Consider the following 17,118-nt stretch of genomic DNA (forward strand, 5'->3'; position numbering starts at 1 on the left):
AAACCAACGAGAAATCAACGGTTTGGGGTTTTTTATTGCCCAGAATACGGCTGAGTCGGGGGTCAAGGTGAGTATCAACTGAGTATCAAGTGACTTTCAAATGACTTTTTTGGATACCATTTGGAGACAATGTGACTAGAATTTGACTAGAAATATCCAGCCGATAGTCAATAACGGTAAGGTGCGCGGCAGAAGAGCACCCAACATAATTAGGTTTTGTGTAAGTCCTGTATCTGCAAGAATAATTGGTTAACATAGAGTGTCCTGATTTGACAAGATTGTCGATCGAACTCAGCGTGAGTTATGACTGATTCGGAGTCGCATCAGTCACAAGGAGATCCCGTGAAATATTTTTCAGTAGTAATGTATTTGCTGCGGGAACGGCAACAGTTTCTCGAAGAAATTCGCCAAGGTGTCAAGCTCAAATCTAAAATTTTCGGTTTGTTGATTTCTAGTACCGTATTTTTTGGCATTTACGGAGCGATATTAGGTGCCTCTAGTACGTGGATGCAATGTCTGGTTTCAGCAATTAAGTTGCCAGCACTTTACTTGCTGACGCTGATTATCTGCTTTCCCACGCTGTACTTTTTTAATGTCATGTTTGGTTCAAAACGAACTTTTGAGCAGTATTTGACATTGTTGATGACAGCGATGGCGATGATTAGCGTTTTGCTGTTTGGATTTGCACCTGTCAGTCTGTTTTTTCTTCTCAGTAGTACCAATTACAATTTTTTTCTGGTGTTGAATGTTGCTATTATGGCAATCACAGGATTTTTGGGGGTAAGTTTCATTTATCAAGGAATGCACTTTCTGTCCGAACAAGATGCGGAAGGCAAAGACCTCAGGCTAAATATTTTGCGCTTCTGGTTGGGACTTTATGCGTTTGTTGGCAGTCAGTTGGGATGGACGCTGAGACCGTTTTTTGGCGCACCTGGACAAGCTTTTCAACTATTCCGAAACCGAGAAAGCAATTTTTATCTGAGTTTGTGGGATTCAATTAGGTCGATTGGAGGGTTTTAATTAATGTCAAGTTAAGGAGATTTGAAATAGTGATACAAGCGGATTTGGATGAGTTGACAATTCCGGAAAGAGAGTTAGAGAATTTGAGCGGAATAGCTTTGAGCGACGGTTTTGCAGCCGACTTTTACCGACCTGCGGCACTCCTAAACGGGAAAAAGCTGTTCTCTCTTTTGTTGAATGAGTTGCTGATATTTTGCGTGACATTAGTTGTTTCACTGCCTGTTGCTTTACTGGCTAATCAACATAATGTTGGTTTATTTAGCGACGCTGAGATATTTGTCCGGGTTTTACAAATAACTTTGGGTTTGTCGCTGGCGATTACTGTTGCTTGGAATATCTATAAATGGGTTAAGGCAAAGCCTCTGGCAACGCTGGCGGGTCTGCTGGATGAAGTTGAGAAGTATCATGAGGTGATTCAGGCTTTAGATATTATCGATCGCCTAACGGCTGCTGGCAATTTACAAGCCAATTTAATTAATCGAGCAGATGCAATTGAGGCATTAAAAATTACTAGAGAAAGTTTAGTATGTGCTTTGAAAACCGAGAGGATTCTCAGGGAAAATCAGAAATTTATCGGCCGCCGTTACGAGTTATTTGCTAATATTGAAAGTAATTTGGCTGCTTTGATGGCACTGGATGTGAGCGATCGCGCGACTGAATACGGGCGGTTGTTGAATGAGGCGCTAGAAATTGGGATGAGCGTACACAAAGAGGTAAGAAAGTTGCAAAATGGCAAGTGAAGTTGAGTTGCAGGTTGGTAGTAAGGAATTTAGTCCTTAAATCTGAGTTTTTCAGGCAGATGCAAGTATCGCAGGGGTATGGTGCGTCAGAGATCGATCGTTTCGATTTTAAGAGGTTTAGACGATCTGACGCACCCTACGCATCTACAAACTTTTTTATCGACTTAAAGTTTTAATCCTCAAAAATATCTAACTGTTCGCCCTCAGACTCTTTTTTACCATTTTTTTTAACACCTTTCCGCAGCCCGATCGCAATTTTGCTATGTTTCTCAATCTGCTTCATCACCTGTCTCGCCCTGTCAATCACCGACGGCGGCAAACCGGCCAATCTGCCCGCTTCAATTCCGTAAGATTTGTCAGCACCTCCCGGCTGAACTTGGTGCAAAAATACGATTTGATCCGGCAATTCTTTCACTGTCACCTGATAATTTGCGACATTATCTAAAATAGAAGCTAACTCATTCAATTCGTGATAGTGAGTCGCAAAAATTGTCCGCGCCCGAATCTCAGTTGCTAAATATTCCGCCACAGACCAAGCAATTGACAGTCCGTCAAACGTCGCCGTTCCCCTGCCAATTTCATCTAACAACACCAATGATTGCGGCGTCGCGTGATTGAGAATATTTGCAGTTTCGTTCATTTCCACCATAAACGTAGATTGACCGGTTGCCAAATCATCTACTGCGCCGACGCGGGTAAAAATACGATCGCAAATTCCCAAACTCGCAGCTTTCGCCGGCACAAAACTGCCCATCTGCGCCATTAACTGGATCAAACCCACCTGCCGCAAGTAGCAGCTTTTCCCGCTAGCATTCGGCCCGGTTAAAATAATTAAATCTGGGCGGTTTAACGATTCTTCCCGACCCAAAAAAGCAGAATTAGGTACAAAAAATCCCGGCGGCAAAGACTTTTCCACCACAGGGTGACAACCTTCAATAATTTTAATTTCCCGACTTTCTGTCATAGTCGGGCGACAGTAATTTTGGTAAACTGCTACTTCTGACAAACCGCACAAAACATCGGCCGCCGCCACGGCACGGGAAACATTGCGAATAATTTCGGCGTGTTCTCCTACCTCCGATCGCACTTGAGCAAAAATATCGTATTCCAATTGATTTAAATCTTCCCGCGCTGTCAGAATTCGCACTTCCCTTTCTTTTAGTTCTTCAGTGCTATAACGTTCTTCATTGGTGAGAGTTTGCTTGCGGGTGTAGTCGTTCGGCACTTGGTCTACTTTCGATTTGGTAATGCTGATGTAATAGCCGAAAGCTTTATTGTAGCCTACTTTTAAATTAGAAATTCCAGTGCGTTTTCTCTCAGTTGCTTCTAAATTTGCAATCCATTCTTGGTCTGCTGATGCAGTGTGGCGCATTTCATCTAGCATGGCATTGATTCCCGCTCGAATCAAACCTCCTTCTTTTAAATGAATCGGCGGTTCATCAACTAAATGAGCGTGAATTTTACTGGCTAATTCTTCTAAAATTGGCGGTACATTTTGCAGTGCTTTTAAATATGGCGATCGCCCTTGGGCTGCGATCGAGGCTAATGCCGGCAGTTTTCCCAGAGAATCAGCTAAAGCGACCAAATCCCGCGCGCTAGCTGTTCCAGAACCGGCGCGGCCTGTCAGTCTTTCGATGTCGTAAATTTGGCGCAGCAACTGCTGCAAATCTTGGCGCAGGGCGTTATTTTCTACTAATTCTTGAATCGTGTCGTGTCGGGCGCCAATGCCTTTAATGTTGAGCAAAGGTTGCAGCACCCAGCGGCGCAAAGCGCGGCCTCCCATTGCGGTGCTGGTTTTGTCTATCGCCCACAGCAGCGAACCGTGAAAAACCCCATCTCTCACAGTTTGAGTAATTTCGAGATTGCGGCGGGTTTGGTAGTCGAGTATGAGAAAATCGGTGAGAGTGTAAGTATGCAATCTTTGCAAAGAAACTGCTTTTTCCTTTTGAGTTTCTTCGATATATTGCAGCAAACCGCCGGCGGCGCGCACTGCGAGGGAAAGGTGTCCGCATCCCATACCTTCGAGCGATCGCACTTTGAACTTTTGCAGGATTCTCTGTTTTGCTTCGGACAAAGTAAACGGAACTTGCGGTCGCAAAGAATAGCAAAACGAATTCGGCAAACAATCTGGCAAATGCTCAGATTTCTCTCCGGGCCTCAACATAGTCACCAAATCCGGCGCATTAGTTAGCACCACATTAGTTGGAACCAGCACTTCCGAAGGCTGCAAGCGCAGTAATTCTAGGGTTAATTGTTCTAAACTGTTGGCTTGGGTAGTGACGAATTCTCCCGTTGAAATATCAGTATAAGCCAATCCCCAATCTTCCCCACTGATGACGACTGCTGCTAAAAAATTATTTTGCCTGGGTTTGAGCATTCCGTCATCAGTCAAGGTTCCGGGAGTGAGAATGCGGGTAATTTCTCGCTTGACTTGGCGGCCTTCTTTAGCAGCAATTGAGGCATCTTCCACTTGGTCGCAAACTACTACAGCATAGCCTTTTTCTACTAACATTGAAGTGTAGCGGTCGAGGGCGTGGTGCGGCACTCCTGTCATCGGCACTCTGCCGATTTCCTTGCCGCTTTCTTTGCTAGTACAAACAAGTTCTAATTCCCGCGAAATCGTAACTGCATCTTGGAAAAAGCACTCAAAGAAATCTCCAACTCGAAACAATAAAAGTGCGTGGGGATACTGTTCTTTCACTTCCACATACCGCTGCATCATCGGCGTTAGCTTGGTGAATTCTAGTAGGCGGTGGTCGGCATTGCGGATGTTGGGTTGATTGGGGTCTGTTGGGGTAGATGCAGTGTAAGGCATAAAAGGCGATCGATAAATTTTAATCTTTAACAACTTTACCGCAAGCTCGGCTTTTAGTTATAACTAATGATACAATATTTGACTATTAATCATCCTTAAGCAGGGTGCGTGATTCTCAAGATTCTGGTAGAGTGTTGAGCGATACGAAACTTACGCATCCTACTTAATAATCGATCGACCCGCTTTTACTTGAGAAGTTTTAGGTCGATACTTATCTAATGTGAGTCAAAACAGCCGCTACAGTGAGATTCAGGGCGGATGTTTTATCTATTGTGAGAGAATAGGGATCGGCGATCGACAAAAACAACCTCATCCATCTCGTTGTTAGCTGTTCTAGCAGATGTTGAAAGCCTTTCAAGTTCGCTCAGGGTAAAAAGAAGGAAGAAGCAATCTTCCGCAAGGGTTTCAGCAATTAAGAACGTTCTAAACGTCGGGTGCGGTTGCTATAACTGTTGGGGCTTAACAGAAGAATGTGAAATCTCCCGCACTTTAGCCGGGGGAGAAACTTTACATTTTTGTTATTGAAAACATCCGGAAGATAGATTTATAAATTATACCTCGGATAGAGAGAATAAATAATTTATATGCTTAAGATTAGCAACATCCAAGCGAGTAATTTATCGGCTTAGTAAAGGTATGATTTAGAATCAAAAATTTGCTCGCTAGTAGTTAACTAGAGGAGAACGAAATAATGAAAGCTCTTTGCTGGCACGGAGCAAAGGATGTGCGCGTTGATAATGTACCAGACCCAACAATTATCAATCCGCGCGATGCGATAGTTAAAATCACGTCTACAGCCATCTGCGGCTCAGATTTGCACCTCTACAATGGCTTCATCCCGACAATGCAATCCGGCGACATTCTGGGTCACGAATTCATGGGGGAAGTAGTCGAACTCGGTAGCGAAGTCAAGAACTTAAAAAAGGGCGATCGCGTCATCGTTCCTTTTACTATTTCTTGCGGCAGTTGCTTTTTTTGCAACCGCGATTTGTGGTCGCTGTGCGACAACTCCAACCCCAATGCTGGGCTGGCTGAAAAAATGTTCGGTCATTCGCCTGCAGGACTGTTTGGCTACTCGCATTTAACGGGCGGCTATGCAGGAGGTCAAGCAGAATACGCGCGGGTTCCGTTTGCAGATGTCGGCCCTTTAAAAATTCCCGACGGACTTTCTGACGAGCAAGTATTGTTCCTCACCGATATCTTTCCTACCGGTTACATGGCGGCCGAAAACTGCGACATTCAGCCGGGGGATACTGTAGCTGTTTGGGGATGCGGGCCGGTCGGACAATTTGCAATCAGAAGCGCGTTTATGCTGGGGGCCGAGCGAGTAATTGCGATCGACCGCATACCGGAACGCTTGCAAATGGCGGCCGCGGCGAAAGCTGAAATCATCAATTACGAAGAAATAGACGCCGGGGAAGCCGTCACCGAAATGACGGGGGGACGCGGACCCGACTCTTGCATCGACGCGGTGGGAATGGAAGCCCACGGCACAGGTCTCGACGCTTTGTACGACAAAGCCAAGCAAGCCGTGCGGTTGGAGAGCGATCGACCTACGGCCCTGCGACAAGTAATCCTCGCGTGTCGCAAGGGTGGCACAGTGTCAATTCCCGGCGTTTACGGCGGCTTCGTGGACAAAGTGCCATTAGGTGCAGCTTTCAACAAAGCCTTGACCATGAAAATGGGACAGACGCACGTTCAGCGCTATTTGCGGCCTTTGCTCGATCGCGTTCAAAAAGGCGAAATTGACCCATCATTCGTAATTACGCACCGAATGAAATTGGATGAAGCGCCCCACGGCTACGATATTTTCCTCAACAAAAAAGACAACTGCATCAAAATTGTCCTCAAACCCTAACTCGCATTTACCCTTCACGGAAAAACTATGCTTTTACAAGAAAAAGAATCAGGCGACTTGATAGAAATCCTCGATATCGATGGTTTAATCAGCCCTGCAAAAAATGAGGTATTAGGGCGAAATCAAGCAGGTGAAGAAGAGCAAGAGCCAGCGAATTTTCCGAAGGGTAAATTAGTTTTTCCATCCGGCGAAGTTTTGCCGCGTTGCTGGACTGAGAAAAATTATAAAACTAATTGATATCGTTTCCGGTTGAATCGGAATGATACCGAGGACACGGCAGTGCCGTGTCCCTACCCCGATCGATTGTAGTAGTAGGGACACGGCACTGCCGTGTCCTGACTGTGGGTAATATTAATTCCGATGCTACCGGAGTTGATATGATTCAAGGGAAACCGCCAACCTAATACCCCGAGCCCAGACTTCTTTAAGAAGTCTGGGCTCTAACAATTTTAGGTAAAAAGGGAGATTAATTGTTAACGATCCACTCGACTTGATGCGCTTCTGTGATGTCTGGAATATCCAGCCGCGCAGCTAATTTGCGAATTACTGCTTCCGGTACAGTTGCTGTGCGCGATCGATTCCGCTGCAATATTTCTTCTAGAGGTACTTCCAGATAAACAATGTGAATTCGCGCTTGATAAGCAGCAAAAAAATTAATTAATTGCTGCCGCATTTGTTTAGTTGTATTCGTGGCGTTCCACACAAAAGAACGCCCCTCATTTATGTATTCGCGCGCTTTTTGTTTGGCTGCTGTCACCACATTTCCAGGTGTTTCGTTGGGAGGCACATTCATCTCTTTTCGCAGTGCATCCAGCGAGATTACTGGCAAATCTGGGAGATTTTTCCGAATCCAATAATCTTTACCGCTTCCTGGCAAGCCTGACATCAAAATTACTTCGCATTTAGTGTCGTCAAATGCTTCGTAATCCGGGTTTCCCTTCTCTTTGCGGAAGTAGATAAATCGGCTGTGTGCGGAGGCGAATTGTCGGGGAGAATCCAAGCAATTATTTTCTTGACAAAACTCCCGAAATAGTTGTATTTTATCGAGCAATTCTTGTTTGTCGGCGCAGTGGCGGCCGCGCACGTCTGCTTCGGCTAAAAGTGCGAGGAAATCGCAGCGGACAACTTGACTGACTTTAATTACCGACTGCTGCGGGTTGGGTTTGTCGATCAGCCAGATGGGTAAACTGCCGAATTTGACGATCGCCACAACTGTTTCGCGAATCTCAAACTGCACAGCCGGCTCGAATTGAGATAAAATTTGTCTGACCATTCTCGCACCTTGGCGGGCGTGACCTTTAGAGCTAATTCTGCCGTCGGCTTCGATTTTTGTAAAGGTTGGTTTTGCGACATCGTGCAGCAAAGCGGCGGCAAAAAGCATCGATCGTTCTTTTTCGGGAAGCTGCCGCCAATTTGGAGAAGATATTAAGGCTTCGCAGACCATTTTGGTGTGAATAAAAACATCTCCTTCGGCGTGGTAAATCGGGTCTTGCTGACATCCTTTGAGGCTGTCAATCCAGTCGAAATGCGTTTGAATACCGTCCCAATCCAGGAACCAATCGGGCGGTTCTGGACAAAAGGGAAAAGTCCAAGTTGGCGAGGGCGATAACAGTGTATTCATAAATTCACCTGCGGGTTAACTAAAATTAAATAAATCTGCACCTGGACGCAGAATATTAGGTACAATTGGGCGATTTAGCCAATGTCCTTCGGCATTTTTTATAGCAGTCAAAAAGCTGGAACGCACGTATTTGTAACGCGCCTTTACTATCCCATCTTCCTCAATTTTAATGTACAGACCCTCCATGCGATCGCTCTTGTCAGTCTCTTTCAAACACCGTTCTTCATCTAATCCCAATTCCCGGCAGTACAAACGCAAGCGTTCCAAATGTCCGGGTTGAATAAAATTAGATTTTTCCATAAACTGCATCATTTGCTTGGGAGATTTTAAAACTCCCGAAAACAGCACGGGAACGGACACTAACGGCAGTCCGTTTAACAACTTGCGGCGGGATTCTGTACTCAGAAATTGACTGGTTTCTAAGTCCAGTACATCGTATTCCATAAAATAGTGCGGCAGAAAGTCGTAAAAAACAGTGTGTTTTGCATAAAGCCATTCGCCGTAAAGAATGTAGCGATTTCCCAGCACTTCTCCCAGCGCCCCGCTGAGACTGAAAGCCCATTGTTTGAATAAGTTAAAATGTTTTTCCCTCGGCCCGCCGGTGAGATAGTGGCCGCGACTTTGCAGCAGCATTTGTCCGTCTGCTGCGAAGCTGATGCCTGTATTAGCGCCGTCTACCTTTTCTTCAATCACTGTCGGGCGATCGATCAAAGCGCTAAATGGCACGCTATCGAGGTCTTCATCACCCGGTTGAAAACGCGAACCTTCGATGTGATAAGTTCTAGGATATTTAATAATTTTGACCATCAGCCAATCCCTTTGAGATTTGAGATTTGAGACTTTAGATGCGACCCAATCTATTTAACCATTATAATGGAATAATCACAAAGGAGCGTGTAAGTTGAAAAGTCAAAGTTTCCAAAACATATCATCAACAATCGCTGGAATTATATTAGTAAGTGTGCTACTCCTCGGCTTCAACTCTTTCGTCGTTATCAATCCAGGTGAAGCAGGAGTAGTCAGCGTTTTAGGAAAAGCCACAGATGGAGCATTGTTAGAGGGGTTTCACCTCAGACCCCCGCTAATATCCAAGGTAGATGTGTACGATGTAACAGTGCAAAAATTTGAAGTTCCCGCCCAGAGTGCTACTAAAGACCTTCAGGATTTAAATGCTAGTTTTGCGATCAACTTTCGCCTCGATGCTGAAAGAATAGTTGAAATCAGAAGAACTCAAGGAACTTTGGAGAATATAGTCTCAAAAATTATTGCTCCTCAGACTCAAGAAGCATTTAAAACAGCGGCTGCACTGAGAACCGCAGAACAATCTATTACTCAAAGAAGTGAACTGAAGCGAGACTTTGATACTGCGCTGAAGGAAAGGCTATCAAAGTATGATGTAATCGTGCTCGATACGAGCGTGGTTAACATTCGATTCTCCACAGATTTTGCAAAAGCGGTTGAGGAGAAACAGGTTGCTGAACAGCGAGCGCAAAGGGCTGTTTATGTGGCTCAGGAAGCAGAACAACAGGCTCAAGCTGACATTAACCGCGCTCAAGGTAGGGCGGAAGCTCAAAGGCTGTTGGCTGAGACGTTGAAGGCTCAGGGCGGCAATTTAGTTCTGCAAAAAGAGGCGATCGAAGCTTGGAGAAGCGGCGGCGCTCAGATGCCAAAAGTGCTGGTTATGGGCGCAGGTTCGAGTCGAGTTCCTTTCATTTTTAATATGAGCGATATTCAGGAAGAACCCGATCACCCACCAGTGACCAACAATTAAAATATGACAGAGGGTAACAAACCCGGTGTCTCCGAAAATATTGGCTTTGCTAACCAGAAATCTCGCCATAAACCGGGTTTCCTCAGAAAGCACACATAAGTCCTATGAGAGTTGCCGGAATATGCTACACTTCTGAAAGCCACAATATAACGACAGTTTGAAACCTGTCGCTATAAAAGCGAAGTCCGCAATTAACACGCAGGCAACACACTCATTTTAGGAAGCAAGGAAAAATCATGACCCGCGCTATTATGGAAACCGACAAAGGCACAATCAATTTGGAATTGTTCGATGCGGATGCGCCTAACACAGTGAAGAATTTTGTTGACTTGGCGGAAAAAGGTTTTTACGATGGATTGGCTTTTCACCGAGTCATTCCTAACTTTATGATTCAAGGTGGCTGTCCAAAAGGCAATGGAACTGGCGGCCCCGGCTACAAAATCAAGTGCGAAATCAACTCCAACAAACATTTGGCAGGAACTTTATCGATGGCTCACGCAGGCCGCGATACGGGTGGCAGCCAATTCTTTATTTGCCATTCTCCCCAGTCTCATTTAGATGGAGTTCACACAACTTTTGGCAAAACTGAGGATATGTCTGTCGTCAATGCTATCCGCCAAGGTGACAAGATTATTTCGCTGAAAATTGAGCCTTAATTTCCACTAATTAGTTGCGTTTGTAGTAAGGACTTTAGTCCTTATTGCAAACAAAACTTGTGAAAGTTAAGAGTTTTCAAATCTACAACTTATGACCAATAATTTCTTGATGGTACCCGCCACGTGATTTATCCGTGGAATCAATCCCAAATCCAAAATCATTGCATCCTCAAGCCCCCGGATTTATCCGTGGTGTCAATCTAAAATCTAAAATCTAAAATCTAAAATCGAATGACTGTTATCAATGATTCTGCTGTGGTAACTGAGTTAACTGAACTATATTTAAAATACGAAAAAGCTCTTTGTACGAATGATATTGAAACTCTCGATAATTTGTTCTGGGATGCGCCGGAAGTCGTGCGGTTTGGGGTGACGGAGAACCTGTACGGGAGTGATGAGGTGAGGGCTTTTCGCAAAGGGCGATCGCCTGTAAATGTCGATCGAGAAATGTTCAACCTCAAAGTCGTGACTTTCGATGCAGACACAGCGGCTGTGACGCTGGAATTCCGCCGTGTAATGGATGGAGTGGTGCGGCTGGGGCGGCAAAGTCAGATGTGGCGCAAGTTTCCTCAAGGGTGGAAGATTGTTTCCGCTCACGTTTCTTTTTTGCCGATGGAGGGATGAGCGGTGACATACCTCAGATCAAGGTGAAATAATTTCCCCAGTCGGTATTTGAATTTGATTATTGTTGAGCCATTTAATTCGGCAGATATTCTTTTTTTCCTTTACTATTAGTGCCTCTCTCTGCCTTGTCACCTATCTTCTGCTTTCTTGCTTCTCCACTTTTGCAGTAGCTTCCTCATTACCGCTATTTTCCCTGCTCCCATCCCCTAATACAGTTCATATTTGAGCAAAGTACACGGAATCGAGCCATTGAAAACAGGAATTCGCCGCGATGTCCTGAGTCCCACCTTTTTACCCAACTCCTTATTCCCAGTCAAAATAAACGCATTCCAACCTTTAAAACGATTCTTGAAAATATCCCCCAACATCTTGTACAAATCTCCCAATTCGCTAGCATCTCCCAGGCGCTCTCCGTAGGGAGGATTGCAAATCAGAACGCCTCTGTCTGCGGGTGCTTCCAACTGAGATAACTCGGTTTGAGCAAAGTGAATCTTACCGGAAATACCAGCTTGCTGCGCGTTCGTGCGAGCTTGAGTTAACATATCGAAATCGCGATCGCACCCTGCAATCACCTCTTTAAGTTCTGGTAACTCACTATTTTCAGCTTCGGCCCACAATTTATCCCACAAAGGTTCGTCAAAATCTCGCCAAGTCATAAATCCAAACTTTTCTCGAAACAATCCCGGTGCAATATTCAAGGCCTTTAAAGTCGCTTCCAAAGGCAAAGTTCCAGAACCGCACATCGGGTCTAAAAACGGCAAATCAGGCGTCCATTCTGCCATCTCCAACAAAGCCGCAGCTAGGGTTTCTTTGAGGGGAGCAAGCCCCATCGCCGGTCGATATCCCCGGCGGTGCAAACTGCCGCCTGAACTGTCTAAACTTAAAATAGCTCTATCTTGATGAATGTGAATGTTAATTAGCAAATCGGGATGCTCTACATCGACATTAGAACGCTTGTTAAATTGAAGGCGCTGTTGGTCGGCGATCGCATTTTTGACCTGCAAAGCTGTAAAGTGAGTGTGGTTCAACTTTTCGTTGCCGCCGGTGCAGTTTACTGCTAAAGTATTTTCGGGATATAAGTATTCGTCCCAAGGGATTTTCTGCACTTCGCGGTAGAGCATATCCGAGTTGTAACACCGGAATTCGGCGATCGGCATTAGCACTCGAAAAATTGTTCTCGACCACAGATTGACGCGGTACAATAAAGTGCGATCGCCCGCAAAGTAAACCCCAGTAAAATCTGGCTTGACATCCTGGGCCCCTAAACGTTCTAATTCTTGGGCGGCAATTGTTTCTAAACCGCGCGCAACTGTAGCAAAATATTGATTCATTGATAATTGGTAATTGGGAATTGGGAATGGGTTTTTCTTGAGCGCCCTAAATTAGATAGTAGCTGGTTTTAATCCTAAGCCTCACAAAGAATACTCTACCTTAAGGTAGATGCCTCGGTTAAAAAAATACTAATTTTCCGAACAGCTTTGTCAACAGGCGATCGCCCCAACCCGCGCCCAATCTACCTTTCCCGACACAAAAACTCACGCCCAGAGGGTGCGCGGAGGGAGGCGCACCTCACCGCTGCAAGTCACAAACTGTCAGTAATACTGGTGAAATTAAAAGCTTTCACGCGCACTCCGGGCACGACACTACCGCCGTAACGCTTCACCGCACTAACTGCATCCACATCGCGCAACATATCAGGTAAAACTTGATTGAAACGCAGGTTTTTAATCGGGTAAGCAATTTTGCCATCCTCAATCCAAAAAGTACCGTCGCGAGTCATCCCCGTTACTTCTAATGTTTTCGGATTAACGTAGCGCACGTACCAAGCTCGACTGACGAAAATTCCTCGCTCGGTTTGAGCAATTAAATCTGCTAAACTTTGGTCGGAACCTGTCATCACGATCGGGTAATAAGCACCTTTTGCCTCTTTGCCTTTTTGTGCGGCCCAGTAGCGGGAATAAGACAAACTTTGAGGGACGCCATCTTTGATGATTTCCAAATAGTTATTGCTCAATCCGTCGCCGAAAAAAGTATTCGATCGCAGCAAAGGATGAGCCGGATCGCGCTGCACTTGTACTAACGGGCTGAAAAGTTTTTCCCCCGCACGGTTTCCCGCTGGTTTTCCCTCTGCATCGGCGATCGACATAAACGATCGCCCCTCATCCGCCGCCCTCGCATCCAAACTCCAAATTACCCACGGTAGCAAGCCCGCAAATGCAGCACCGTCAAGGATTACCGGATAAACGCCGGGAGTGATGGGGCGCGGGTTGCGAGATGCGATCGCCCGATCGAGCACTTGTTCTGCTAATTGGGCGATCGGCAATTCGTTGATACTCCAAGCAGTGCTCTGAGCCCAGCTAGAACCGTTGTCAATGCGAGCAGTAAAGCTGAAATCCGCCTCTGTAGACTGGTTGCAGGCGCGGAGTCCGGTTGACGAGGCGATCGCGTACAGCGACGCCTCCGCGCTCAAAGTACCAGAAGCGTTAGCACCTGCTGTTGAGGCGATCGCGCAAGCTTGCTGCACCATTTCTGCCCGCGCTAGAGGCGATACAGTTGCCGTTGCTGCGTCGAATGCGGGCGAGCGCAAATCGTAGGTTTGAGGCGGCAGCAGCGGCATCCATTCGGGGTCTGTCGGCGCAATTCGGGCCAATTCTTCCGATCGCTTGACGGCGGAGGCGATCGCATCTTCATCAAATTCTGTAACAGCAGCAGAGGCGCTTTTGTTACCGAAATAGCTAGTAATGCTCAGGTTAAATACAGTTTTGCTAATATTTTGGCTGATTTGATTTTCCGAGAAGCGGGAAAGAGATTCCTCGCCAGTAGAGAGACTGACAAATACTTCCTCTGCTTTGGATAGTTTGACTGCTTTTTCTACTACAGATAAGGCTTGGTCTTCACTTAAAAGTGCGGGCGATGTTGTTACAATCATGATTGGTAATTAGGCATTGCGAATTGGGCATTGCGAATTGGGCATTGCGAATTGGGCATTGCGAATTGGGCATTGTTAACAATTAACTAATAACTAAGAACCGATGCCCTATGCCCCATTCCCTATTACCCAATTTGAATATCCCTCACTCGCACCGGCACACAAGCGTGAGTCATTTGAGCAACCTGCATCGGCTCGCCTTTTCCGCATATATGAGTACCGCACTGAACTAGCTCCGAAGCTGGCCCGATCGCATCTATTTGATTCCAGAAATCAGTAGTCATCGCCTGATAAGTTACATCCTTCAACATACCGACAACTTTACCTTTTTCCACCTTCCAAAAAGCATCACCGCCGAATTGAAAATTGCGCCGCTGCTGGTCGATCGAATAACTACCCATACCGTCGATTAAAATCCCGTCTTCCGTATCCGCAATCATCTCTGCCAAAGTAGCAGTATGGCTGCCGCCATCCGGGCCAGGTTCCAATCCCAAATTGGGAATTCTCACCATCGGCACGCTCGACCAACTGTCAGCGTAAGCAGAACCGTTGCTGCTACCGCGTCCGAGGCGATAAGCCGTCTCTCTGTCAGTGAGATAATCAACTAAAATTCCATCCTTGACAACGTACCAATCTTGTGATTTTACGCCCTCATCATCGTAACCCATTGTACCGCGGCCACCCGGTTGAGTGCGATCGCACTTAAAATTCACCCAAGGTGCAGCATATTGCAGTTTATTTAACTTATCAGTAGTGGCAAAGCTAGTGCCTGCAAAATTAGATTCGTAGCCGTAAACCCGGTCTAATTCAGTTGGATGTCCTACCGATTCGTGGATTGTCAAATACAAATTTGTCGGCTGGAGAATCAGGGATTTGCAAATACCAGCAGGGATTTTGGGAGCGTGGACTTTCTCAATAGCTTCGGTGGCAACTCTTTCGACTTGGCCCAACAAATCATCGGGATTAATATGTTCGTAACCGATATTCAGGGGCGGGCGTTCGTAACTGCGACTTTGGGCATCGCCGCCCGCAATTGCCGTACAGCTAAAACCCGGATAGCTGCGGTAGATTGTTTGTTCGATTAGCGAGCCTTCTGTGGAAGCAAAAACTTTGTCTTCGCGGCTTGACTGCAAAAAAGAATCAGCTTTTTTGATGCCTTGTGCGCCGTGTGCTAGTAGCTTCTCGTTGATATTTAACAGTAGTTCAGCTTTGTCAGCAACGGGTACAGAAAAAGGGTCAATGGCGATGGGAGTAATGTAGGTATCGACATATTTTTCGACTGGTACTAACCGCACCGGTTCCTTCTGAGTCAAGCGGCTGCCTTTAGCGATTTCTACAGCCAAAGCGACTATTCTTGCAACCTCTGCGGGTGTTTTGCTGTGACTGGCGGCAAACCCCCAAGCGCCGTCTAGAAGCACTCGCACGCCAAAACCCGAACTTACATTATCTGACAGTTGACTTAAAGATCGATCGCGCGCGTAAAGATTCTGCCTTCGATAACTGCAAAAACGCACATCACCGTACTCGCAGCCTGTTTTCCGAATCAAATCTACAGCCAAATTAGCCAACTCGTTAGCAGAGATTTTTGCAGTTAATTGCACCATAGTTATTCGTCATTCGTCGTTAGTTGTCAATTATTATAGCGCTTTTTAATTATTTGAACGAACCGCGAAGAACACGAAGGAAGAACAGCATCTTCTTCTTTCTCATCCTTCGCGCCTTCGCGGTTCGTTTAATCTTACTCCATTTCCTGCAAAACCCCAGTCAAAATTTCTACAAGGCGATCGATATGTTCCTTCTCAATAATCAGCGGTGGCGATAAAGCAATAATATCACCAGTTGTGCGAATTAGCAACCCTTTTTCATAGCACTGCAAGAAACAATCAAAAGCGCGTTTCCCCGGCTTTCCAGCAATAGATTCCAACTCAATACCTGCCACCAGTCCCAGATTGCGGACATCAATTACGTGCCGCACTCCCTTCAAAGAATGCACCGCATCTTCCCAGTAACCAGCCATCTTATCGGCTCGTTCAAACAGCCTTTCTTCCTCATAAATATCCAGCGTCGCCAAAGCAGCCGCACAAGCCACAGGATGACCAGAATAAGTATAACCGTGAAAAAGCTCGATCGCATTTTCAGGAGCATTCATAAAAGCATCGTAAATGCCTTTTTTCACAAACACCGCCCCCATCGGCACCGTACCGTTAGTTATCCCTTTCGCCGCCGTCACAATATCGGGAACCACCCCAAAATATTCCGTTGCAAAACTAGAGCCGAGTCGCCCGAATCCGGTAATTACCTCATCAAAAATTAGCAGAATTCCGTATTTGTCGCAAATCGCCCGCAGCCGCTCTAAATAACCTTTCGGCGGAATCAAAACCCCCGTTGAACCAGCCACCGGTTCCACAATTACCGCTGCAATATTAGACGCATCGTGCAAAGCGACAATCCGTTCCAATTCATCCGCCAAATGCGCTCCCCATTCCGGTTGTTTGCGGCTGAAAGCATTGTGTTCGAGATTGTGAGTGTGAGGCAAATGATCGACTCCCGTGAGCAAACTGCCAAAAAACTTGCGGTTTGTACCGATACCGCCGACAGAAATTCCCCCAAAGCCAACGCCGTGATAACCGCGTTCCCTGCCGATCAATCTTTGGCGAGTTCCTTCACCTTTCACCCGGTGATAAGCAATCGCAATTTTTAAAGCAGTTTCTACAGATTCCGAACCCGAGTTAGTAAAGAAAACGCGATCGAAATTGCCCGGAATCATCTTTACCAAACGTTCCGCTAATTCAAAAGCACCCGGATGTCCCATCTGAAAAGCCGGAGAGTAATCCAAACGCAAAACCTGCTGTTTAACTGCTTCGGCAATTGTCTCGCGGGCGTGTCCTGCATTCACGCACCACAGCCCCGCAGTACCATCTAAAATTGAGCGGTTATCATCGCTTGTAAAGTGCATATCTTTTGCCGAAACCAATATTCGCGGATTCGCTTTAAACTGTCGGTTGGCAGTGAAGGGCATCCAGTAAGCGTCCATATTTGTCATCGTTTTTTTATCTTTTTATATTGATGATTCTGCCTTCAAAC

The 17,118-nt window shown here is 46.0% G+C and carries 14 protein-coding genes; 7 read left to right on the top strand and 7 right to left on the bottom strand.

Going from position 1 to position 17,118, the window contains the following annotated elements; genetic code table 11:
* The first annotated feature begins 342 nt into the window (after positions 1-342).
* Complete coding sequence (locus QUA78_RS02825) at positions 343-1,020, top strand: actin-binding WH2 domain-containing protein (RefSeq protein WP_333300491.1); 678 nt, start codon at positions 343-345, stop codon at positions 1,018-1,020.
* A 29-nt stretch (positions 1,021-1,049) separates the two neighbouring features.
* The gene (locus QUA78_RS02830) at positions 1,050-1,760 is read left to right on the top strand and encodes a hypothetical protein (protein WP_333300489.1); all 711 of its coding nucleotides are present in this window, start codon (positions 1,050-1,052) and stop codon (positions 1,758-1,760) included.
* Between the two features lie 172 nt (positions 1,761-1,932).
* Here QUA78_RS02830 and mutS read toward each other — a convergent pair whose 3' ends face one another.
* Complete coding sequence (gene mutS / locus QUA78_RS02835; RefSeq protein ID WP_333300567.1) at positions 1,933-4,575, bottom strand: DNA mismatch repair protein MutS; 2,643 nt, start codon at positions 4,573-4,575, stop codon at positions 1,933-1,935.
* 691 nt (positions 4,576-5,266) lie between these two features.
* Between mutS and QUA78_RS02840 the strand changes: the two genes are divergently transcribed.
* Positions 5,267-6,433, top strand: a complete 1,167-nt coding sequence (locus QUA78_RS02840; protein WP_333300485.1) for a zinc-dependent alcohol dehydrogenase — start codon at positions 5,267-5,269, stop codon at positions 6,431-6,433.
* A gap of 27 nt (positions 6,434-6,460) precedes the next feature.
* Positions 6,461-6,670 (top strand): acetyltransferase, encoded by a 210-nt coding sequence (locus QUA78_RS02845; RefSeq protein WP_333300484.1) that lies wholly within the window; start codon positions 6,461-6,463, stop codon positions 6,668-6,670.
* Between the two features lie 229 nt (positions 6,671-6,899).
* On the opposite strand, the gene QUA78_RS02850 is transcribed toward QUA78_RS02845, so the two are convergent.
* Entirely contained in the window at positions 6,900-8,054 is a 1,155-nt protein-coding gene (locus tag QUA78_RS02850; RefSeq protein ID WP_333300482.1) for an AAA family ATPase, read from the bottom strand.
* A 15-nt stretch (positions 8,055-8,069) separates the two neighbouring features.
* Positions 8,070-8,861: an RNA ligase family protein gene (locus QUA78_RS02855; RefSeq protein ID WP_333300481.1), complete on the bottom strand. Its 792-nt coding sequence runs from the start codon at positions 8,859-8,861 to the stop codon at positions 8,070-8,072.
* Between the two features lie 94 nt (positions 8,862-8,955).
* On the opposite strand from QUA78_RS02855, the gene QUA78_RS02860 reads away from it, so the two are divergent.
* The 3 genes from QUA78_RS02860 to hpxZ all read left to right on the top strand — a co-directional run bounded on the left by QUA78_RS02860 (position 8,956) and on the right by hpxZ (position 11,105).
* Complete coding sequence (locus tag QUA78_RS02860; protein WP_333300479.1) at positions 8,956-9,825, top strand: prohibitin family protein; 870 nt, start codon at positions 8,956-8,958, stop codon at positions 9,823-9,825.
* Positions 9,826-10,061: 236 nt separating this feature from the next.
* Complete coding sequence (locus QUA78_RS02865) at positions 10,062-10,481, top strand: peptidylprolyl isomerase (RefSeq protein ID WP_333300478.1); 420 nt, start codon at positions 10,062-10,064, stop codon at positions 10,479-10,481.
* A gap of 231 nt (positions 10,482-10,712) precedes the next feature.
* Complete coding sequence (hpxZ, locus tag QUA78_RS02870) at positions 10,713-11,105, top strand: oxalurate catabolism protein HpxZ (protein WP_333300476.1); 393 nt, start codon at positions 10,713-10,715, stop codon at positions 11,103-11,105.
* A gap of 206 nt (positions 11,106-11,311) precedes the next feature.
* On the opposite strand, the gene QUA78_RS02875 is transcribed toward hpxZ, so the two are convergent.
* The 4 genes from QUA78_RS02875 to QUA78_RS02890 all read right to left on the bottom strand — a co-directional run bounded on the left by QUA78_RS02875 (position 11,312) and on the right by QUA78_RS02890 (position 17,077).
* Positions 11,312-12,436: a THUMP domain-containing protein gene (locus QUA78_RS02875; RefSeq protein ID WP_333398568.1), complete on the bottom strand. Its 1,125-nt coding sequence runs from the start codon at positions 12,434-12,436 to the stop codon at positions 11,312-11,314.
* 251 nt (positions 12,437-12,687) lie between these two features.
* Complete coding sequence (locus tag QUA78_RS02880; protein WP_333307001.1) at positions 12,688-14,034, bottom strand: TldD/PmbA family protein; 1,347 nt, start codon at positions 14,032-14,034, stop codon at positions 12,688-12,690.
* Between the two features lie 125 nt (positions 14,035-14,159).
* Positions 14,160-15,638 (bottom strand): TldD/PmbA family protein, encoded by a 1,479-nt coding sequence (locus QUA78_RS02885; protein ID WP_333307003.1) that lies wholly within the window; start codon positions 15,636-15,638, stop codon positions 14,160-14,162.
* Positions 15,639-15,772: 134 nt separating this feature from the next.
* The gene (locus tag QUA78_RS02890; protein WP_333398569.1) at positions 15,773-17,077 is read right to left on the bottom strand and encodes an aspartate aminotransferase family protein; all 1,305 of its coding nucleotides are present in this window, start codon (positions 17,075-17,077) and stop codon (positions 15,773-15,775) included.
* Between the last annotated feature and the right edge of the window lie 41 nt (positions 17,078-17,118).

The sequence above is a fragment of the Microcoleus sp. K4-B3 genome (assembly GCF_036704615.1).
Taxonomy (GTDB): Bacteria; Cyanobacteriota; Cyanobacteriia; order Cyanobacteriales; family Microcoleaceae; genus Microcoleus.